The 19,407-nt window shown below is 72.4% G+C and carries 18 protein-coding genes; 8 read left to right on the top strand and 10 right to left on the bottom strand.

The features are described from left to right. Window positions 1-39: 39 nt before the first annotated feature. From RBJ65_RS19775 to RBJ65_RS19760, 4 genes are read right to left on the bottom strand one after another with little or no spacing between them, the layout of a single operon-like run. The gene (locus tag RBJ65_RS19775; protein ID WP_306317636.1) at window positions 40-660 is read right to left on the bottom strand and encodes a trans-aconitate 2-methyltransferase; all 621 of its coding nucleotides are present in this window, start codon (window positions 658-660) and stop codon (window positions 40-42) included. Between the two features lie 28 nt (window positions 661-688). After that, on the bottom strand, window positions 689-2,407 hold the full coding sequence (locus tag RBJ65_RS19770) for a class I adenylate-forming enzyme family protein (protein ID WP_306317527.1): 1,719 nt from the start codon (window positions 2,405-2,407) through the stop codon (window positions 689-691). Window positions 2,408-2,441: 34 nt separating this feature from the next. Continuing rightward, complete coding sequence (locus tag RBJ65_RS19765) at window positions 2,442-3,542, bottom strand: ferritin-like domain-containing protein (RefSeq protein ID WP_306317526.1); 1,101 nt, start codon at window positions 3,540-3,542, stop codon at window positions 2,442-2,444. Further along, window positions 3,539-4,507, bottom strand: coding sequence for a diacylglycerol kinase family protein (locus RBJ65_RS19760; protein WP_306317525.1), 969 nt, complete (start codon window positions 4,505-4,507; stop codon window positions 3,539-3,541). The genes RBJ65_RS19765 and RBJ65_RS19760 overlap by 4 nt, the downstream gene beginning before the upstream one ends. A 230-nt stretch (window positions 4,508-4,737) precedes the next feature. Here RBJ65_RS19760 and RBJ65_RS19755 point away from each other — a divergent pair, with 230 nt between their 5' ends. The 8 genes from RBJ65_RS19755 (at window position 4,738) to RBJ65_RS19720 (ending at window position 14,044) form a co-directional block, all read left to right on the top strand. Next, on the top strand, window positions 4,738-6,159 hold the full coding sequence (locus RBJ65_RS19755) for an MFS transporter (RefSeq protein WP_306317524.1): 1,422 nt from the start codon (window positions 4,738-4,740) through the stop codon (window positions 6,157-6,159). A 113-nt stretch (window positions 6,160-6,272) separates the two neighbouring features. Continuing rightward, the gene (locus RBJ65_RS19750) at window positions 6,273-7,802 is read left to right on the top strand and encodes an AlkA N-terminal domain-containing protein (protein ID WP_306317523.1); all 1,530 of its coding nucleotides are present in this window, start codon (window positions 6,273-6,275) and stop codon (window positions 7,800-7,802) included. 152 nt (window positions 7,803-7,954) lie between these two features. Then, window positions 7,955-9,151: a cytochrome P450 gene (locus RBJ65_RS19745; RefSeq protein WP_306317522.1), complete on the top strand. Its 1,197-nt coding sequence runs from the start codon at window positions 7,955-7,957 to the stop codon at window positions 9,149-9,151. Between the two features lie 87 nt (window positions 9,152-9,238). Beyond that, a complete protein-coding gene (locus RBJ65_RS19740) occupies window positions 9,239-10,414 on the top strand; it encodes an acyl-CoA dehydrogenase family protein (RefSeq protein WP_306317521.1) in 1,176 nt (391 codons plus the stop codon). After that, window positions 10,411-11,916: an amino acid adenylation domain-containing protein gene (locus tag RBJ65_RS19735; protein ID WP_306317520.1), complete on the top strand. Its 1,506-nt coding sequence runs from the start codon at window positions 10,411-10,413 to the stop codon at window positions 11,914-11,916. Before RBJ65_RS19740 ends, RBJ65_RS19735 begins: the two co-directional genes overlap by 4 nt. A gap of 72 nt (window positions 11,917-11,988) precedes the next feature. Further along, the gene (locus RBJ65_RS19730) at window positions 11,989-12,264 is read left to right on the top strand and encodes an acyl carrier protein (protein WP_306317519.1); all 276 of its coding nucleotides are present in this window, start codon (window positions 11,989-11,991) and stop codon (window positions 12,262-12,264) included. 14 nt (window positions 12,265-12,278) lie between these two features. Further along, window positions 12,279-13,340, top strand: a complete 1,062-nt coding sequence (locus RBJ65_RS19725; protein ID WP_306317518.1) for a ketoacyl-ACP synthase III family protein — start codon at window positions 12,279-12,281, stop codon at window positions 13,338-13,340. Between the two features lie 8 nt (window positions 13,341-13,348). Then, on the top strand, window positions 13,349-14,044 hold the full coding sequence (locus RBJ65_RS19720) for an SGNH/GDSL hydrolase family protein (protein ID WP_306317517.1): 696 nt from the start codon (window positions 13,349-13,351) through the stop codon (window positions 14,042-14,044). 7 nt (window positions 14,045-14,051) lie between these two features. Here RBJ65_RS19720 and RBJ65_RS19715 read toward each other — a convergent pair whose 3' ends face one another. The 6 genes from RBJ65_RS19715 to RBJ65_RS19690 all read right to left on the bottom strand — a co-directional run bounded on the left by RBJ65_RS19715 (window position 14,052) and on the right by RBJ65_RS19690 (window position 19,401). Continuing rightward, the gene (locus RBJ65_RS19715) at window positions 14,052-14,849 is read right to left on the bottom strand and encodes a hypothetical protein (RefSeq protein WP_306317516.1); all 798 of its coding nucleotides are present in this window, start codon (window positions 14,847-14,849) and stop codon (window positions 14,052-14,054) included. Between the two features lie 11 nt (window positions 14,850-14,860). Continuing rightward, window positions 14,861-15,541: an SGNH/GDSL hydrolase family protein gene (locus RBJ65_RS19710; protein WP_306317515.1), complete on the bottom strand. Its 681-nt coding sequence runs from the start codon at window positions 15,539-15,541 to the stop codon at window positions 14,861-14,863. A 93-nt stretch (window positions 15,542-15,634) separates the two neighbouring features. Beyond that, a complete protein-coding gene (locus RBJ65_RS19705; protein ID WP_306317514.1) occupies window positions 15,635-16,381 on the bottom strand; it encodes an HAD family phosphatase in 747 nt (248 codons plus the stop codon). Then, complete coding sequence (locus RBJ65_RS19700; protein WP_306317513.1) at window positions 16,378-17,919, bottom strand: MmgE/PrpD family protein; 1,542 nt, start codon at window positions 17,917-17,919, stop codon at window positions 16,378-16,380. Before RBJ65_RS19700 ends, RBJ65_RS19705 begins: the two co-directional genes overlap by 4 nt. A 4-nt stretch (window positions 17,920-17,923) precedes the next feature. Beyond that, window positions 17,924-19,162: a beta-ketoacyl synthase gene (locus RBJ65_RS19695; protein WP_306317512.1), complete on the bottom strand. Its 1,239-nt coding sequence runs from the start codon at window positions 19,160-19,162 to the stop codon at window positions 17,924-17,926. Next, a complete protein-coding gene (locus RBJ65_RS19690; RefSeq protein WP_306317511.1) occupies window positions 19,159-19,401 on the bottom strand; it encodes an acyl carrier protein in 243 nt (80 codons plus the stop codon). The genes RBJ65_RS19695 and RBJ65_RS19690 overlap by 4 nt, the downstream gene beginning before the upstream one ends. Between the last annotated feature and the right edge of the window lie 6 nt (window positions 19,402-19,407).

The following is a 19,407-nucleotide window of genomic DNA, read 5'->3' as shown; positions in this document are numbered from 1 at the left end:
AGGTGCGCCTTGCACGGCGCTGAGATGGCCGTCTCAGGCTCAGGCTGCGGCCCGGCGCTCCGCGACTCCGAGCAGGTAGTCGCCGCTGATCCGGGTCAGGGCGTCGCGCACCGCGAAACCGTGCCGGTGCAGCTCCGGCAGGAACTGGTCGGCGGTGAACCTGTCGTAGGTGGGGTGGTCGAACAACAGCCGGTAGCTGGGCCTGGCCAGGGCGTGCGCCGTGACCTCCTCGAAGACGAACAGGCCACCCGGCCTGAGCACACGGGCGAGCTCGGCCAGCGCGGCCCGCCAGTCGGGGATGTGATGGATGATCGCGAAATCGAAGGCGGCGTCGTAGGAAGCGTCGGCGGCGCCGAAGGCCGACCGCAGGTCCGTGGCGTCTCCCGCGGCGAGCCGGACCCGGCCGACGTGGCGCCGGGAGAGTCGGCGGCGGGCCTTGGCGACCATGTCGGGATCCAGGTCCACGGCGTCGACTTGGGCGGCGCGGAAGCGGTCGAGGATCAGCCGGGTCCCGTAGCCGGGGCCGCAGCCGATCTCGACGGCGCGTGCGCCCGGAGGCAGGGGTCCCCCTGCCATTCGCAACAACTTGGGGGTTTCGTAGTGACGTTGAAGTGCTCGACGGCCGGCGTTGTCGATGGCGGCCTTCTCGATCCGGTTCATCAACATGGCACGTCCTGGGGGAGATCCATCACGTCCACCGCCCGTATCCGATTCCGGCGGCTCCGGAGAGCAGCTGTTCGCGCAGCATGGTGCGGCGGATCTTCCACGTCGCCGTGCGCGGGAACTCGTCCCAGCGGATCTGGACCGGGGCCGCCATCGGGGGCAGGTCCGCCGTGGCCCGGCGCCACTGCTCGGGGGCGAGGGCACAGCCCTCCCGCAGGCTGAGCACCGGTTGGGGGCTGCCGTCGCGGACGGCGAGGACGACCACTTCGGTGGTCTGCGGCAGCCGGTCGAGCAGCAGGTCCTCGATCTCCAGCGCGCTCGTACCGGGAATCCGGTCGACTTCGCGGTCGATCAGCCGCACCGAACCCCGGCGGCCGATGATCGCCATGTCGCCGAGGTTCCACCAGGGGCCGGAGCACTTGTCGGTGTGCCGTTTCTGTTCGCCGACGTAGCCGAGGCAGCGGCCTGGCGCTGAGAACTGGATCAGCCCCACCTCGCCCGCAGGTACCGGCTCACCGTTGTCCGGCGAGACCGCGCGCACCTTGCCGAACCCGGGGACCGGCCAGCCCAGATCCTGGGTCGGCGGTGGGCGGTTGCCGCGCCGCTTCACCGAGCCGCGCAGATACGGGCGGATGGCGACGGCCCCGGCCTCGGTCTGGCTCCACGACTGCACCCAGACGGGCAGCCGGCGATCGGTGGCGGCGAGGAAGGCCCGCACGGTGCGGGTGTGGATCGCGTCGAAGGAGTTGATGAAGAGACGGACATCGCGGAACGGCCGCCGTGGGTCACGGGTCAGGTCCTCCCAGGCCAGGAACGCGTTCGGGAGGGTTTCGACGAGCGTCGGCGCGTGCTCGGCCAACAGGGCGTGCGCCTGGGGCGACTCCGGGTCGGACAGCATGAGGAGTTTCGGCCCGACGGTGGTCAGGGGCAGAAGGCCGGTGATGACGCGCTGGTGCGAGTACGGGTGGCAGAACGCCACGGTGTCGTTCCCGCGCAGCCGGATGAGGGGCCAGCGCTCGGTCTCGACCAGGCCGAGGGAGTAGAGGGAAAGGGCGGAGTGCAGCACCAGCTTGGGGATGCCCGTGGTGCCGGAGGTGTGGGTGATGACCATGGGTTCGTGCGGCTTGCGCATCGCGACCGGTGCCGCGGGCCCGCCGGACAGGGCCGCGAACGGCACCACGTCGGGCCGGTCCGCGGGCGGCGTGCCCAAGCAGGTCGTACGGACCGTGAGGCGGGCCAGGCCGTCCTCGTCGAGGGACTGGGCCAGCCGGTCCAGTGACTGACGATCTGTCACAAGGAAGGGGTGTTCAAGGCGTTCGAGGAGCACGGTGAGCGTGTCGGCGGGATGGTTGTCGGTGATCAGCGCGGGGATCGCGCCGATCCGGGCGGCGGCGGAGGCGAGCAGGGCCACGTCGAGGTGGTTGCGCTTGACGACGGCGACCCGGTCCCAGGCGCGGACACCCAGCGCGTGCAGCCGCGCGGCGAGGTCGTCCACCAGGGACGCCCACTGTCCGTAGCTGCGCACCAGCGGGCCGTCCGGGTCGACGTCCGGCGCGCGGTCGACGATCACCGGGCCGAACTTGCCGCGGCGCGCGGCGAGATGCCATGCCTCGCCGATCCGTCCGGTGTGCGGCAGCCGGGACAGCGGGCTGAGCCGGCGCCGGAACCGGGTGGGGGCGTAGTCGTCGAGGAAGGCTGGTCGTGAGCGTGCGGCCGGGTCGGCCCTGAGAGGTGTCACGGACATGGGTACCGCCTGAGTGGGAGGTAGATGCACGTACTTACTTCAGTGGTGTCTCGGAGCCGAGGGCGATGCTCTCCTCGACCTCCGCGGTGCGGGCGAGTGTCTCGCGGCGTTCCCGGTCGAGTTCGTCGGCCTGGAGCTCGTCGGACTCCATGAGCTTGACGAGGTCGCTGTTGGCCATGTCCAGGACGCCCATGTCGGAGTAGGCGTCGCGTACGGACTGGCTCCACAGGCCGATGTCCTTGACGCAAGGCACGATGCGCGCGAAGAGGAGGGAACGGAAGGCGCGCATCCGCGGCCCCCGGTTCATGTACTCCATGCACTCCTTCATGTCGTAGCCGAGGTTTTCCCACACCTCCTGCATGCGGAAGCGGTCCCGCATGAGGTGGCAGCCCTCGATGACGAACTCCTCGCGTTCGGCGATCTCCTTGCTCGACAGCTCGGCGTAGTAGTCGCGCAACGCCAGCCTGCCGAAGGCGACATGGCGGGCCTCGTCCTGCATGACGTACGCCAGGATCTGCTTGGGCAGGGGCTTGTCGGTGCGGTCGCGCAGGATGCCGAAGGCGGCCAGGGCGAGGCCCTCGATGAGGACCTGCATGCCCAGGTAGGGCAGGTCCCAGCGGGAGTCGTTGAGGGCGTCTTCCAGGAGGGACTTGAGGTGTGGGTTGATCGGATAGGACAGGCCGATCTTCTCGTCGAGGAAGCGCGTGAAGATCTCGGCGTGCCGGGCCTCGTCCACGACCTGCGTGGCGGCGTAGAACTTGGAGTCCATGTCGGGGACCGACTGCACGATGCGGGCGGAGCAGATCATGGCGCCCTGCTCGCCGTGCAGGAACTGGCTGAACTCCCAGGCGGCCATGTGGCGGCGCATTTCCTGGCGTTCGCGTTCGTTCAGCTTCGCGTACTGCCGGGAGCCGTACAGCGCCAGCGTCCGCTCAGGGGTGCCGAGGGCGTCGTACGGATCGACCGGGAGGGACCAGTCGATGCGCCGGGTGCTGTCCCACTGCTTGTCCTTGCCCTTCTGGTAGAGGCTGAGCAGCCGTTCGCGGCCCGCGTCGTAGTCCCAGGTGAAGAAGTTGTCGCCGGCTGCGGGGAACGTCCAGCTCGTGTTCCCCGACGTCCCGTCGGTGACGTTCATGACCAGCCTTTCGTGTGCGTGTACGAGTTCCGGTGCGTGGGGGGTGGAGCGAGGACGGGGAGGATGTGGGGGAGTACCTCCAGCGTGTAGTGGGTGGCGTCGGTGGCGGGGAGTTCGCCGTCGTGCTCGAAGGCCAGGGGGGCGCCGTCGGTGCGTTCGAGGGTGATGCGGCGGCCTCTGGCGTAGACGGATTCGGGGCGGTCGACATGGCTGCCGTCGGCCGTCAGGCCGGGGAGGGCCGCGGGGTCGAGTTCGCCGCCGACGACGCAGACGTCGAGCAGGCCGTCGTCGAGTTCGGAGTGCGGCAGCAGCTTGAACTGGCCGCCGCGGTAGCGGCCTCCGCCGACGTTGGCCAGCACCGCCGTGCCCTCGTGGACGACCGTGCCGTCGACGCTCACGCGGCCCGGGTACGGCCGGAAGGTCCGCAGAGTCCGTGCGACGGCCTGCCGGTACCGGTCCCGGCCGGGTACGTCGGTCAGTCGGCCCGCCGTCACCAGGGCCTCGGCGACGAGACCGGAACACGCACCGAGCAGCACCAGGGTGTCCAGTTCGACGATCCGGGCCAGGTCGACCCTGCGCAGGCGCGGGCGCTCCGTCGTGAGCGCGGCGCGGAGGGCCTGTTGCCAGGGGCGGTCCGACCAGATCTCGCGGTAGAAGGAGTTACCGGTACCGGCGGGCAGGTTGATCATGGCGGTGCCGCCCTCGACCCCGCCCCGGCGCGCGATTCCGGACGCCACGTCGCGCGCCGTGCCGTCGCCGCCCAGGGCCACGACCACGTCGACACCGTTCTCGTACGCCTTCGCCGCCGCGTCCGCCGTCTCGGCGCGGTCCCGCGCCCGCACCAGGTCCCACTTCACGCAGGGGGCGCAGCAGCGCGTCGTCTCGTCGACGAGGGGCGCGTTCACGCCGCCCGCCGCGGGGTTCACGACGATCAGCGCCGTCCGCGCCCATCCAGGTGCCGGCATGTCGCCCCTGCCTTCCCGCGTCCTCGTCTCGGAAGCCTCGGGGAGAGACAGTCGCAGGCGGCACTGGTACGCCGCTGAGACCGCGATGCCAGTGACGTCCCGTCACCCACGCGCGCGCCAACACCCCGCCGCACAGCGGATGTTGGCGACCGAAACCTGCCAGACAGGAGGGTGCCGGGCTCGCCACGATGGCACGGCCGCCGCACGCGATCCTCTGGAGGTCACTGGCGATGCCCGACACGCGAAAGACCGGCTACGCGACGATCGCCGTGCTCGCGTCCGGCGCCATGTTCCTGGCGATCCTGGACTCGACGATCACCAATCTGGCGATCGCCGACATGCGCGAGACCTTCCCGAGGGCGTCGATCGCCGACTTCTCCTGGGTCATCACGCTGTACGCCATCTTCTTCGCGGCGCTCCTCGCACCGGCGGGACGGCTCGCGGACGCGATCGGGCGGCGGGCGCTGTACAGCGTGGGCGTCGGCGTCTTCACCGTGGCGTCCCTGCTGTGCGCCGTCGCGCCGTACCTGCCCGTACTCCTGGTGGCCCGCGCGGTTCAGGGCGCGGGCGCGGCGGCGATGATCCCCGCCTCGCTCGCCGTGATCCTCTTCGACACCCCGCCCGCGCGCCGGGTGGCGGCCATCGGACTGTGGAGCGCCGCCGGTTCCATCGCAGCCGCGGTCGGCCCGAGCCTCGGCGGCGTACTGATCGACGCGGCGGGCTGGCGCACCGTCTTCCTCATCAACGTGCCGCTCGGGATCGCGCTGATGATCGGTGCCCGTGCCGTCCGGCGGTCCGGGACGCTCGCCGGCGGGCGCGTCCCCGATGTCATGGGCGCGTTGGCCCTGGCGGCCGGAGTCGGGGGCATGGTGCTCGGCGTGACCCAGGGCACGGACTGGGGCTGGGACGCCCCGCGCACGCTCGGCAGCCTCGCGGCCGGAGCCGCCGTGCTCGCCTACGGTGTGCTGCGCGCCCGTACGCGGCAGGTCGCGGCGATCGACACCACGTTGTGGCGGAGCCGGACCTTCTCCCTGGCGAACGTCGTGTCGCTCTGCTTCGGCGCGACGCTGTACGCCTGGCTGCTGTGCGGGGTGCTGTACCTCGTGAACGTGTGGCGGTACTCGGAGTTGAAGGCCGGATTCCTGGTGAGTCCCGGTGCGGTCTTCGCGGCGCTCGCGGCCGTCGGCGCCGGTCGGGTGCTCGGCGAGCGCGCCGGTCCGCGGGCGATGGTGGTCGGCGGCTGCGTCCTCATCGTGGGGTGCGGGGCCTGGCTGGCCGCCGCGCTGCCCGCCGAGCCGAGGGTGCTGGACCTGTGGGTGCCGGCGACCGTCGTCTCGGGCTTCGGCATGGGCGCGGTCAGCGCGGGCGTCTCCACGGCGGCGGCCCTGTCGGTGGCCCCCGAGCAGTTCGCGGGCGCGACGGGACTCAACATGGCGGCACGCCAAGTGGGCGCCGCGCTCGGCATCGCCGTGCTGGCCTCGCTGTTCAGCGGGGCGGACCTCTCGACCACCACCCCGTACGTCCATGTGCTGCTGTTCTGCACGCTGGCCTCGGCGGCGGCGGGCATCGCCGGGCTCGGCCTCTCCCTGAAACCGGCGCCCCGGCCGAAGGCCCGCGTCACCTCCGCACCGGCGGCCGAGACCGGAATCTGACCCACGGACGGGCCGCACCGACGTTGACACCGACGTCGATACCGACGACCGCACCGACGTTGATGTCGGATTCCTGCTGGCACCGTCCCGGCGGCCGGGCCCATGGTGGACGGATGAGGGACGCGGAACACGCTGAGCACTACTACCGGGCCGCGCTGAGCAACGACAGCCGTTTCGACGGCCGGTTGTTCATCGGCGTGGCCAGTACGGGCATCTACTGCCGCCCGACGTGCCCCGCCATGACCCCCAAGCGCGCCAACATGCGCTTCTACCGGACGGCCGCCGCCGCGCAGGCCGCCGGATTCCGCGCCTGCAAGCGCTGCCGCCCGGACTCCACCCCGGGGTCGCCGGAGTGGAACAGCCGGGCCGACCTGGCCGGCCGCGCCATGCGGCTGATCGCCGACGGGCTCGTCGACCGGGAGGGCGTCGGCGGCCTCGCCGCCCGGCTGAACTACAGCGAGCGCCAGCTCCAGCGGCAGCTCGTGGCGGAGGTCGGCGCGGGCCCGCTCGCGCTCGCCCGCGCCCAGCGGGCCCGTACCGCACAACTCCTCCTGGAGACCACCGAACTGCACGTCAGCGAGATCGCGTTCGCCGCCGGGTTCTCCAGCATCCGGCAGTTCAACGCCACCATGCGGACGGTGTTCTCGATGCCGCCGACCCAGCTGCGGGCCCGTGCGGCGCAGCGTGTGACCCAGCGCGCGCCGCGCGCCGGTTCGCCCGCGCGCGCGTGGGGGAGCGGCATCCGGATCCAACTGCCGTACCGCACCCCGCTGGACGTGGACGCGCTCCTCGCACACCTCGGCGCGCAGGCCGTTCCCGGCATCGAGGAGTACGCCGACGGCGGCTACCACCGGGCGCTGTCCCTCCCGCACGGCACCGCCGTCGCCACCCTCTCCCGCCCGGACGGCAAACCCGCGGGCCGGACCCAACAGCCGCCGGGCCGCGGCTTCGTGGAGTGCGAGCTGCACCTCCAGGACCTGCGCGACATGACGGCCGCCGTCCAGCGCTGCCGCGACCTGCTCGACCTCGACGCGGACCCGCTCGCCGTCGACGCGGTCCTCGCCAGGGACCCGCTGCTCGCCCCGCTCGTCGCGCGCCTGCCAGGCCGTCGGGTGCCCGGCTGCGCGGACCCGGCCGAGTGCGCCGTGCGGGAGGTGCTCGCCCAGGACGCCGCACCCGAACGGGCACGGTCCGAAGCGGCGCTGCTCGTGGCCCGTTACGGCAAGCCGCTGACCCGGGAGTTCGGCGGCGTCACGCACGCGTTCCCGGCGGTCGACACGCTCGCGGGGCTCCCGCCGCGCGAACTGGCGGACACCCCGGAGCGCGGCAGCCGCGTCAAGGCGATCGCCACCGCACTCGCCTGCGGCGACCTGGACCTGGGCGTCGGCGTGGACCGCGACGAGGCCACCCGGCAGCTGCTCAAGGTCGACGGCGTCGGGCCGCGGACCGCCGCCGCGATCAGGATGCGGGCGCTGGGCGACCCGGACGTCTCCGTCCCCGCCGGACCGGATCCGTACGAGGAGGGGACGTACGAGGAGGGGACGTACGAGGAGGGGACGTACGAGGAGCGGGCCGAAGCCTGGCGGCCGTGGCGGTCGTACGCCGTGCAGCACCTCTGGGCCGCCCGAACCACCAATCCGTAACGGCCGGTTGAACGAATACCTACGTGAGACCGGCCCCGCCCCTGCGGTCATACACGCCAGGCGTGTGTCAGCGGCATCTCAGGATCGGCTGACACGGTGAGGCCACATCCTGACAAGCGCCTTCCCCGGCACCGGCGAAAGGGCTGCCGCACGTGTCCGATCAGCTTCCGCACCTGACATATCCGGTCCAGCGAGCAACGGTCACCGAACCACCGGAGGAGTACACGCGGCTCCAGGAGGAGGCACCGGTGTGCCCCATCACCCTGGCCACCGGCTTCCCGGCGCTGTTCGTCACCGCGTACGACGACGTGAAGACCGTGCTCTCCGATCCGCGGTTCAGCCGCGACGCGCTGTTCGAGCCCGGCGCCCCGCGCGCCCAGCTCGCCGAGCCCGACCAGGACAGCATCATCAGCATCGATCCGCCGCGCCACTCGCGGCTGCGCGGACTCATCAACCGGGAGTTCGGCCGCCGCCGCGTCGAGGGCATGCGCCCCGAGATCGAGCGCCATGTCGCCGAACTCCTCGACGAGATGGAGACCAAGGGCCCGCCCGGCGACCTGAACGAACTCCTCGGCCGGCCGCTCGCCCTGCGCGTCATCTGCAACCTGCTCGGAGTGCCCTACGCCGACCACGGCAAGTTCGGCCGCTGGTGCGACCACTTCATGTCGTACGCGAAGTACCCGCTGGCGGAGGTCGGCCGCGCCAACAACGAGATGCGCGCCTATCTGTCCGCACTCATCGAGGCCAAGCGGCAGGACCCGGGGGACGACCTGCTGAGCGCCCTGGTCCACGCCCGGGACAGCAAGGGGGCGCTGACGGAGAACGAACTGGTGAGCCTCGGCGTGATCCTGCTGCTCGCGGGCCACGACACCACGGTCACCACCCTGGGCGGCGGCGTGGTCACACTGCTGCGCAACCCCGAGACACTCGCACAGCTGCGCGCCGACCCGGCGCTGGTCCCGCGGGCCGTCGAGGAGCTGCTGCGGATGAACGAGCCGGGCGACGGCTCGTTCCTGCGCATCGCGACCGACGACGTCGAACTGGGCGGCGGGAAGGTCCCGGCGGGCAGCGCGGTCGTCGCCTCCATCAGCACGGCGAACCGGGACCCCTCGGTGTTCGCGGAGCCGCACCGCCTCGACATCCACCGCGAGAACAACCCGCACCTGGCGTTCGGCTTCGGCACGCACTTCTGCGTCGGCTCGTCGCTGGCCCGCGTCGAACTGGTCGCCGCGCTGGGCGAGTTGCTGCGGCGGCTGCCCGGACTGCGGCTCGCGGTGCCCTTCGAGGACCTGCGCTGGCGCTCGTACGCCCACCTCGGTGGCATCGAGGAGCTGCCGGTCACCTGGTAGCGCCCGACGCCGCACCGGCCAGGCACTGTCCGTTTCCACAGCGAGCCCCACAGCGAGTCCCACAGCGAGTCCCATCAGCGAGGTCCGATGTTTCTGGAGTGGCAGCCCGAACAGGCCAAGGAGTACGACGCCATGCTCGCGGCCGTCAGAGAACGCTTCGACCGGCCACGCCCCACGGAAGCGGAAGCGGAAGCGGGAGCGGGAGCGGGAGCGGGAGTGGGTGCGGGAGTGCGCCAACTGTGGCGGCACTGCGGTGAGTTGGGTCTGCTCGGCCTGTGCGTACCGGCCGAGTACGGTGGCGGCGGCAGGTCCGCGCTCGACACCGCGCACCTCGTCGAGGCCTTCGGCAGGGGCTGCGCCGACACCGGCCTCGTCTTCGCCACGAGCGCCCACCAGTTCGCCTGCGCCGTACCGATCTCGGCGTACGCCGAACAGGCCGTGCGGCAGCGGTTGTTGCCGGGCCTGTGCGCGGGCACGCTCATCGCCGCCAACGCCATGACGGAGGACGGCGCGGGCTCGGACATCTCCGCGATGTCGGCGCGAGCGGTCCGCGACAAGGACACCTACGTACTGAACGGCGTGAAGTCCTGGGCCAGCAACGCCCCGGACGCCGATGTCCTCGTCACCTACGCGGTGACCGATCCGGCTGCGGGCTTCCTCGGTGTCTCGGCGTTCGTCGTCGAGCGCGACACACCCGGCCTGTCCGTGGACGGACCGTTCGAGAAGATCGGGCTCGACACGTGCGCGGCCGGGTCCGTCCGGTTCGAGGACTGCCGGGTGCCCGCGGACCACCTCCTCGGTGAGGAGGGCGAGGGCAGCGCCGTCTTCCAGCACTCGATGGCGTGGGAGCGGGCCTGCCTGTTCGCCGGGTACGTCGGGCTGATGGACCGGCTCGTCGAACGGTGCGTGGCGCACGCCCGCGCGCGGCGCCAATTCGGCCGCCGTATCGCCGAGTTCCAGGCGGTGTCGCATCGGATCGCCGACATGAAGCTGCGCCTCGAAGCCGGCCGCATGCTGCTCTACCGGGCCTGCTTCCGGCTCGACCGGGACGAGGCGCGGCCCATGGACAGCGCGCTGTCCAAGCTCGCGATCTCGGAGGCCACCGTGCGGGCGGCGGTCGACGCCATCCAGATCTTCGGGTCGCGCGGCTGCCTCGTGAGCGAGGGGCTTGAGGAGATCCTGCGCGACGCGATACCCGCCAAGCTTTTCTCCGGGACGTCGGAGATCCAGCACGAACTCATCGCGAAGGGAATCGGGTTGTGAACCTGGCGTCGCTGGTCAGAGACAGCGCCCACCGGGACGGCGCCGCACCGGCCGTCGTGGACCCGGACCGCACCGTCACCTACGGCGAGCTCGACCGGGCCGCCGACACCCTCGCCCACCTCCTCCGGGACCGGGGCGTGCGGCGCGCGGACCGGGTGGTGATCTGGCTCGACAAGTCGGTCACCGCGGTCGCCGTCATGCAGGCGGCGCTGCGGCTCGCCGCCGTGTACGTGCCCGTGGACGGGTCGATGCCCGCGCTGCGGACCGGGCGGATCGCGCGCGGCTGCTCCGCCACCGTGCTCGTCACCGACTCCGCGCGCGCCGCCGGGCTGCGCGAAGCGGGCGGTGAACCGCCCCAGCTCCTCGTACTCGACGGCCTGCCAGAGCCGGAGCCAGAGCCAGAAACGGACGGCGCGGGCGGCCGGGCCCCGCTGCCCCTCGAACCGGTCGAGCCGGACGACCTCGCGTACATCCTCTACACCTCCGGCTCGACCGGCGAACCCAAGGGCGTGTGCATCACCCAGCGCAACGCCCTCGCGTTCATCGAATGGGCCGCCGCCGAGATCGGGGCGACGAGCCGGGACCGCTTCGCCAACCACGCCCCGTTCGGCTTCGACCTGTCCGTCCTCGATCTCTACGTGGCGTTCAAATCCGGCGCGTCCGTGCACCTCGTCCCGCCGGAGATGGCGTACGCGCCGGAGCAGCTCTGCGCGTTCCTGCGCGCGCGGCGGATCACGGTCTGGTACTCGGTGCCCTCCGTCCTCATCCTGATGATCCGGCACGGCGGCCTGTGCCACGACCCGCCGCCCCCGTCGCTGCGCGTGCTGCTCTTCGCCGGTGAGCCCTTCCGGACGGACTACCTGACCGCCTTGTACCGGCACTTCGGGAACGCCCGGCTGCTGAATCTGTACGGGCCGACCGAGACGAACGTCTGCACCTTCCACGAGGTGACCGCCGATGACATCGAGCGCGGCGCCGCCGTGCCGATCGGCAGGCCCTGCTCCGGCGACGCGGCGTGGGCGGTAACCCCCGACGGGCGGCGCGCGGACCTGGGCGAGGAAGGCGAACTCGTCGTGGCAGGGCCCACCGTCATGGCGGGCTACTGGGGCCGCGGCGCGCAGCGGGGCCCCTATCGGACCGGGGACATCGTGCGGGTGCGCGCGGACGGCGGGTTCGACTACCTCGGCCGCCGCGACCACATGGTCAAGGTGCGCGGGCACCGGGTCGAACTCGGCGAGATCGAGGCGTGCCTCGACCGGCACCCGGACGTCGGCGAGGCGGTCGTGCTCGTGGACGGGACCGGCATGACGGCGCGGCTCGTCGCCTTCGTGGTCCCGGCGGCCGGACCGCCCCCGGGGCTGCTGGCCCTGAAGAGGCACTGCGCCGAGCGGCTGCCCCGCTACATGATTCCCGACTCGGTGCGGACGGTGGCCGAACTGCCCCGCACCCGCAACGGCAAGACCGACCGGCAGGTGCTGCGGAACGCGCAGCGGCAAACGTAACCGTAAACACCGTAAACACCGTAAAGGCGGACAAGGAAAGGACGCATTGCTCGTATGGAACTCAGGGCGGTAATGAACGAGATCGACTCCTATATTCGCAAGGAATTCCTCGAAGGGGACACCTCCGTCGAGTTGACCCCTTCGTCCCCGCTGCTCGAATGGGGAATCCTCAACTCGATGAACACGACGAGGCTCACCTGCTTCGTGGGCGAGCGGTACGACGTGACCGTGTCGGCGCAGGCCATGCGCACCCACAACTTCCGCACGATCGAGAACGTGGCGCGCATGGTGCTCGAACTGCGGGGCCACCGCGAGGACTTACCCGAAGACCGCGGGTCATTCCACTGAGGGAGCCGATAGCTGTGCGCTGGAACGACATCTGCATCGCCGGTCTGGGGACGCGACTGCCGTCGCCGCAGCCGGCGGAGCCGGCCGTCCGCGAAGACCGGTACTCCTCACAGGAGTACAAGGACAACGAACTCGTATCCGTTCTCGTCGGCGACGGGGAACCGGCCGTCGACATGGCGGTGGTCGCAGGGCGGCAGGCGCTTGCCCGCAGCGGACGCCCCGCCGAGGACATCGGGCTGCTGCTGCATGCCCACACGTACCACCAGGGCGAGGACCTGTGGACGCCCGCCACGTACGTCCAACAGCACACCGTCGGCGGCGACGCGCCGTCGGTCGCGCTGAACCAGGCCTGCGACGGCGGCATGGTCTCCCTGCACCTGGCCGTCCCCCACCTGCTGGCGGGGACGGCGTCGGCGGCGCTGCTCACCACGGGGGACCGGTTCTGTTCGCCGGGATTCGACCGGTGGAGCAGCGACCTCGGCCTGGCCTTCGGGGACGGCGGTACGGCGATGGTGGCGGCGCGCGGCGAGGGCGTCGCGCGGATCCTCGCCACCCACTCGTCGTCCGACCCCTCCTTCGAAGCGCTGTACCGGGACACCGAACGCGGGTTCACCGACGCCCCGCACCTCGCGGGAACCCCGCTCGACCTGCGCCGCCGCAAGCTCCGCTTCGTACGCCAGGAGGGCGTGGACAGCGTCATGGAGCGGCTCGCGAAGGGGCTCGTCGCGAACGTGGAGCAGGTGCTCGACGAGGCAGGCGTGAGCATGGACCAGATGGCGAGGCTGGTCCTTCCCAACCTCGGGAAGCCGCTGCTGAGCTGGCAGTTGCTCGCCCCCCTGAAGATCGACCCGGCCCGTACGGTGTGGGAGTGGGGGCGGCGTACCGGACACCTCGGAGCGGGTGACCAGTGCGCGGGCCTCACATACCTCTTCGAGTCCGGTCAACTGCGGCGCGGGGACCTCGTGCTGCTGGTCGGCGTCGGCATCGGGTACTGCTGGACGACCGCGGTGCTCCAGGTCCAGGGCGTGCCCGACTGGTCGGGGCCGGACGCCGAGACGCTGCGCGTGGCCGGGTGAGCGGACGGATGACGGTGAGCGCGCGCGAGGAGTCCGTACGGGAAGTGGACGATCCGAGCTGCCTCAGCGAGGCCGAGGCGCGGCGCCTGGTGGCGCCGTCGCCCTGGCGTCGCCTGGTGGTGATCGGGGACGGTGCCGCGGGCGGGGCGGCGGAGCCCGTCGAGGGATTCGGCCGCAGGCCCTGGGCGGACCGCGTGGCGGACGTGCTGCGCGCCGAGCGCCCGGGGCTCGCCTACATCAATCTGGGCCGGCGCGATCTGCGGGTCGCCGAGGTGCGGGCCCGCCAGCTCGCCAGGGCACTGGCCCTCAAGCCCACCCTCGCGGTGATCGCCTGCGGGGGCACCGACGTGCTCGGCGACTCCTTCGACGCGTACGCCGTCGAGATCGAGCTGAGCCGGATGATCGGGCCGCTGCGGGAGACCGGCTGCGCGGTGCTGACCATGGGCGTACCGGACATGTCGAGGGCCGAGGGTGCTCCGGCGTCCCGCATGGCCGAAGTGCGGTACCGGGTACGGCTGTTGGCCGAGCGCACCGAGTCGATCTCGCTGCGGCACGGCGCGCACTACGTGGACCTCGCGCGCCGCCCGGTGAGCCCCGGGCCGAGCCCGTGGAGCCCCAACGCGCCGTATCTCAACGGCCGGGGGCACGCGATCGCGGCCTCGGCGGTGATCCGGATCCTCGGTCTGCTGAAGAGCCGTTCCTGACGCCGCGTCATAGCGGCGCTGAGGTGGTGGCGGCACCGGCTCGTACGACGGGCCGGTGCCGCGACATCGCCAGGGCCGAGGCGGCGCGCAGCAGACCGCCCAACTCGTCGGCGTCCGCCGCGCTCAGTACGCCGTAGGCGGGCGCCGCCATCCGGTCGGTGAGCTCCTCCGCCGCGGCCCGCCGGGCGCGGGTCTCCCCGTCGACGATCGGGTAGGGGAGTGCCCAGCCCAGGAAGCGGGCGCGTGCCGGTCCGTTGTCGCGGGTCAGCGTGGCCTCCAGCGGTGTCAGGCCGGTGGCGAGCACCGCCGACAGGTGCAGGCCGCCCCGGTGTTCGCGCAGCACGTGGGCGAGTTGGGCGACCCGCGCCGGACCGTCGGCGGGGCGCTCGACGCCGCGCCAGCCGGCGAACAGCGGCAGGCCCGGCGCGTCCACCCGGTCGGCGACGGCCTCCAGGAGCTCGGCGAGCCGGTCGGCCGACGAGAACCCCGCGAGGCACCGCCGGCCCCACGCACGACATGCCTCCGCGTACCGGTCCGTGATGTCCGGCGCGTCGGAGGACGTCCCGGACACCCCGCAGTGCCGCCGCACGAACTCCACCGGGAAGAAGCCGAAGACCGCGGCCCTGACGTCCGGGGCCATCGGGCCCAACACGCCGCCGCGCCCCCGGAAGTAGCACTCGAAGCCGGAGAGGCCCAGGTCCTCGGCGGCCTGCCGGGCCTCGGGGCTCTTCATGAAGGACCCCCCGATGCGGCGCACGTCGTCCTTGGTCGCCGCCACGTACGCCCGCGAACCGGCGGATGTCACGGAGGCGGACACTACAGGGCCTGTTCCGCGAGGGTCCGTACGATCTCGGCGCACAGGATGGCCTGGCCCCGGGCGTTGAGGTGCAGCCCGTCGGTGCTGTAGATGGCCTCGGTGCCCGCGGGGTGCTTCGGCAGGTCCACATGGACGGCGCCGAGCCGCGCCGACACCTGCTTGGTCCGCTCCGACCACGCGGCGATGCGCTCGCTCATCGGCTCGCGGTACCGCTCGTCGACGTACGGCGACGACGTGATGTCGAACAGGCCCGAGGTCAGCACCGTGCAGCCGGTCTCCCGCAACGAGCCGACGATGACGGCGAGTTCGTCGGCGACGGCGTCGATGTCGAAGTGCCGTTGCAGCATGTCGTTGCCCCCGGCGAACACGATCGCCAGGTCCGGCCGGAACGCGAGCGCGGGCGCCAGCTGTGTCTTGCGCACCTGCGCCGCGAAGAGGTTCCGCAGGCCCAGGTTGACGGCTTCGAGGTCCGGCGACACGGTCCGCAGCTCCGGTACGAAACGTTCGCTCCACGGCAGGCAGCGGTAGCCGTCGAACGCCTCGGTCACCCCCTCCGCGCCGCTGTCACCCAGCACGGCGAGCCGCTTCCACGGGGCGGCGGACAGGAGCCGGGCGGTCTCGCCCGCGCCCAGCAGATAGGGGTCGTCGGCCTCGGCCGCGTACATCACGGTGTCTGTCATGTCGGGACTCCTCCGGGCAACTTCATGAGTGGGATCGACGATGCCAGCGGGCCCGTGGCCGGGCTGGCGAGATTCCGGCGCCATCCTCCGCGCTCACCGACCGCTCCTGGCGTCGCGCAGCCCCGGCAGCCGCCGCCACCCGTGGGTCACCGCGCGCCTGCGCAGTTCGGGGTCGTCGCCGACCACGACCGGGTGTCCGACGGCCAGCAGCATCGGCAGGTCCGACACGTGATCGCCGTAGGCGCTGCACGCGGCCGCGGCGATCCCGTGCCCCCGCAGGACGGCCCGGATCGCGTCGGCCTTGTCCCGGCCCAGCATGAGCGTGAGTACGCGGCCGGTGTGGACGCCGTCGACCGTTTCGAGCCGGGTGCCCGCCACGGCCGTGGCGCCGAGCCAGGAGGCCACCGGGTCGAGGCAGGGCGCGAAGGAACCGGAGACCAGCACCGTGAGGTCGCCGCGCCGCCGGTGTTCGCGGAACGCCCGCAGGCTGGCGGGCAGGAACAGGCCCCCGGCGCGCTGCTCGCGCCGGAACCACGCACGGCCCTGGACGGCCAGGTCCGCGGCGCGCCGTCCCGCGTAGACGCGGTAGTAGGCGCGCAGCACGTCCTCGCGGGAGGTGCCCGCGGCGACGAGGGCGCGCAGTTCGTCGAGTACGTCCGAGTACGCGGACGGCGGGCTGCCGATCTCCGCGAGGTGGAACTCCAGGAACCGGAACATGCTCTTCGCGGCGATGAGGGTCTCGTCGACGTCGAAGAAGGCGGCGCTTGTGTAGGGCCGTTGGGGCCTGGGTTGGGACCGGGGCCGGGGCCGGGGCCGGGGCCGGGGCCGGGGTGTGGTCACCGGGTCAGCACCTCCCGTACCGCCGCGTCGAGTTCGGCCGCGTCCAGCGACGCCGTGTGCCGCAGCGCCGCCATGGCGTCCGCGGGCGCGCCGGTGGCCGCGAGCTTGTCCAGTGCGATGGCGCGGTGGTCGCGCCGGGTCTCGGGACCGGCCGAGCCGACGGCGTGCGCGCGCTGGGCGCGGAGGGTGCGGCCGTCGCGCAAGGTGATGTCGATGCGGGAGCCGACCACCTTCGTGGCGTCCTCGAAGGTGACGCTCGGGTCCCCCTTCGGGAGGGCCACGCGTGTCTTCCCGGAGCCGGAGAACGCCGCGAACCACTCCTCCGCCCGCGCACCGGCCTGGCGCAACGCCTCGCCCAACGGGGCGGTGGCGCCCAGCAGTTCGCGGCTCAGCTCGGGGTCGTACTGGAGGCGGACCTTCGCCGCGAGGGCCCAGCGCGCGGGGTCGGCGGTGGCCGGTTCGGTGAGGTCGGCGACCGTGACGCCGCCGGTGAGGAGGGCGGTCGCCACGTTGTAGGCGACGGACAGGTTGAGCGCCAGGATCGCGGAGCGCTCACGGTCGAGGTAGGGACGTGACTCGCGGTCCATCACCATGGTCAGCCGCGCGGCACGCACCACGATCTCGTCTATCTCGTCTATCCCGTCCATCTCGTCTATGTCGGCCGGCTCGTTCACGTCGTGGAACTGCCGGGGGAATTGCCGGGGGAGTTGCCGGTGGAGTTCGCGGGCGCAGTCGATGGCCGCGTCGACGTACGCGCCCGCCGGGTGCACCTTGAACGACAGTGTCTCGGTGTGCCAACGGGTGCCGAGTCCCGCCGTGACGACCTCGGGCGTGGGTGCGTCGGAGACCTTGGCGAGGAGGCCGCCGGGGTGCTCCAGGATGTCCGCGGCCCCCGTCAGACCCGCGGCTGCCGCCCGGCACGCGTCCAGGCCGATGCGTACGGGCGCGGACGCGGAGAGCACCTTGGCGTCACTGCCCAGGAAGGCGCGCCGCAAGGACCACGGCGGGGCGGCGAGGGCAAGCCCCCAGGCGTCGGCCCACTGTGCGGCAGGGGCGCCCGCGCCGTGCGACTTCGCCGCCACGGCACCCACCAACTGGGCGTGCGCCGCGGTCTGACCGCGGAACGGACCCAGGGTGCCCGCGGCGGTCACCCGCGCCGCGCACTCGTTGGCGGCGACCACGGCGGCGATCAACTGCCGCCCGGTCAGCCGCTGTTCACGGCGGAAGGCCAGGGGTACACCGACGGTCGAGTGCGACACGTGACCCACGTACATGCTGTCCTCGTAGTAGAGGCAGGAGGAGAGCGCCGCCAGGACGTACGCGGCGCGGTCCGGGTCGTCCGGGCCGTCCGGTCCGTCCGTGGTCGGGGGCCCGAACGCCTCGACCAGCTTCCGGCCCAACGGGTGTGCCATACCGGCGCGGACGACGGCGAGGTGGGAGATCAGCTGGCTGGTCGCGTAGCCGCTGATCCGCTCCGGCAGGTCGTCGTGGCGCAGGCCGGCGGCCCAGCGCGCGAGGGTCGTGGTCAGCGAGCCCACGGCCTCACGCCCGGGTGAGGACGAGCACCGCGTTCTGCCCGCCAAATCCGAACGAATGGGAGACCGCGACCTCGCAGCGGGTGTCACGGCCCGCCTTGGCGACGACGTCGAGTTCGACGCGCGGGTCCTGGCTTTCGAGGTTGGCGGTGGGCGGTACGAAGCCGTGCTCCAGGGTCAGCGCGGTCACGGCCGCCTCGATCGCTCCGGCCGCGCCCAGCGCGTGCCCGGTGACACCCTTGACCGAGGTGACGGCGGGCCGCTCGCCGAGCGCGCGCCGGATGAGCTTCGCCTCGGCCACGTCGTTCAACGGAGTGGCAGTGCCATGGGCGTTGACATGGTCCACGTCGCCGGGGCCGATCCCGGCGTCGGACAGGGCGGCGCGCAGGGCCAGTTCGGCGCCCGCGCCCTCCGGGTCGGGGGCGGTGGCGTTGTGCGCGTCGGCCGACGCCCCGTACCCGCTGACCAGGGCGTGGACGGACGCGCCACGCGCGCGTGCGTCCTCGGCCCGTTCCAGGACCAGGACGGCGGCGCCCTCCGCCGGTACGAATCCGTCCCGGTCGCTGTCGAAGGGGCGGGAGGCGGCGTGGGGTGCGTCGCGGCGCGTCGACAGCGCTCCCATCTGACTGAAGCCGGAGATGATCGAGGGCACGAGGCAGGCCTCCGTGCCGCCGGTGATCACCACGTCGCAGGCGCCGGAGCGCAGCAGGTCGCGCGCGACACCCACCGCCGTCGCGCCCGAGGCACAGGCCGTGGCGGTGACGAGGTTCGGGCCACGGGCGCCGCACTCCATCGCGACGTAACCCGCCGCCATGTTGATGGCCAGCATCGGGATGAGGAGCGACGACACCTTCTGCGCCCCGTCGTCGAGGAGCGCCCGGTGCTGCTTCTCCCACGTGGCCGCGCCGCCGATGCCGCTGCCGAGTACGACGCCGACGCGGGCGCCGTCCCAAGTGGCGCTGTCCAGACCGGAGTCGGCCAGGGCCTCCCGGGCGGCGACGACGGCGAACTGGCTGCTGCGGTCGAGCCGCCATGCCTTGCGTCGCTCGATGAGTCCCGCCCTGCCGAAGTCGGTGACCGCGCAGCCGAAGTCGGCGGGGGTGCCCGCTAGTTCGGGTACGGGCGCGGCCGCCGTCGCCGCGCCCGCGCGGATGGTCTCCCACGCGGCCCGCACGCCGATCCCGGCCGCGGTCACCATGCCGATGCCGGTCACCGCCGCGTGCGACGGAGTGCGGCCCGATGTCATGCGGGGCCCGCCATCTTGGCCTCGACGGTCTTGGCGGCCTGCGCGATGGTGTCGCTCGACCGGATGTCGTCGTCGGCGAGGGCGATGCCGAACTCCTGCTGGGCGCTCAGGCCCAGCTCGACCAGGGCGAGCGAGTCCATCTCCAGCTCACCGAAGGTCCGCTCGGGATCGATCTCGTCGGCCTCCAGGCCGAAGCCCTGGGCCAGCAGAGCCACGAGGCGTTCGTAGACGTTGTCCATGGGGTG

The organism is Streptomyces sp. KL109B (assembly GCF_030766935.1).
Lineage (GTDB): Bacteria > Actinomycetota > Actinomycetes > Streptomycetales > Streptomycetaceae > Streptomyces.
Note: the sequence above shows the minus strand (reverse complement) of the source record. Positions and strands in the feature narration are given on the sequence as shown.

What these genes read in the sequence shown, in the direction of transcription:
- RBJ65_RS19710 (WP_306317515.1), bottom strand. Translation starts at nt 15,541, where the DNA reads ATGACAGACACCGTGATGTACGCGGCCGAGGCCGACGACCCCTATCTG.
- RBJ65_RS19730 (WP_306317519.1), top strand. Translation starts at nt 11,989, where the DNA reads ATGAACGAGATCGACTCCTATATTCGCAAGGAATTCCTCGAAGGGGAC.
- RBJ65_RS19720 (WP_306317517.1), top strand. Translation starts at nt 13,349, where the DNA reads ATGACGGTGAGCGCGCGCGAGGAGTCCGTACGGGAAGTGGACGATCCG.
- RBJ65_RS19765 (WP_306317526.1), bottom strand. Translation starts at nt 3,542, where the DNA reads ATGAACGTCACCGACGGGACGTCGGGGAACACGAGCTGGACGTTCCCC.
- RBJ65_RS19740 (WP_306317521.1), top strand. Translation starts at nt 9,239, where the DNA reads ATGTTTCTGGAGTGGCAGCCCGAACAGGCCAAGGAGTACGACGCCATG.
- RBJ65_RS19760 (WP_306317525.1), bottom strand. Translation starts at nt 4,507, where the DNA reads ATGCCGGCACCTGGATGGGCGCGGACGGCGCTGATCGTCGTGAACCCC.
- RBJ65_RS19750 (WP_306317523.1), top strand. Translation starts at nt 6,273, where the DNA reads ATGAGGGACGCGGAACACGCTGAGCACTACTACCGGGCCGCGCTGAGC.
- RBJ65_RS19775 (WP_306317636.1), bottom strand. Translation starts at nt 660, where the DNA reads ATGAACCGGATCGAGAAGGCCGCCATCGACAACGCCGGCCGTCGAGCA.
- RBJ65_RS19690 (WP_306317511.1), bottom strand. Translation starts at nt 19,401, where the DNA reads ATGGACAACGTCTACGAACGCCTCGTGGCTCTGCTGGCCCAGGGCTTC.
- RBJ65_RS19755 (WP_306317524.1), top strand. Translation starts at nt 4,738, where the DNA reads ATGCCCGACACGCGAAAGACCGGCTACGCGACGATCGCCGTGCTCGCG.
- RBJ65_RS19770 (WP_306317527.1), bottom strand. Translation starts at nt 2,407, where the DNA reads ATGTCCGTGACACCTCTCAGGGCCGACCCGGCCGCACGCTCACGACCA.
- RBJ65_RS19695 (WP_306317512.1), bottom strand. Translation starts at nt 19,162, where the DNA reads ATGACATCGGGCCGCACTCCGTCGCACGCGGCGGTGACCGGCATCGGC.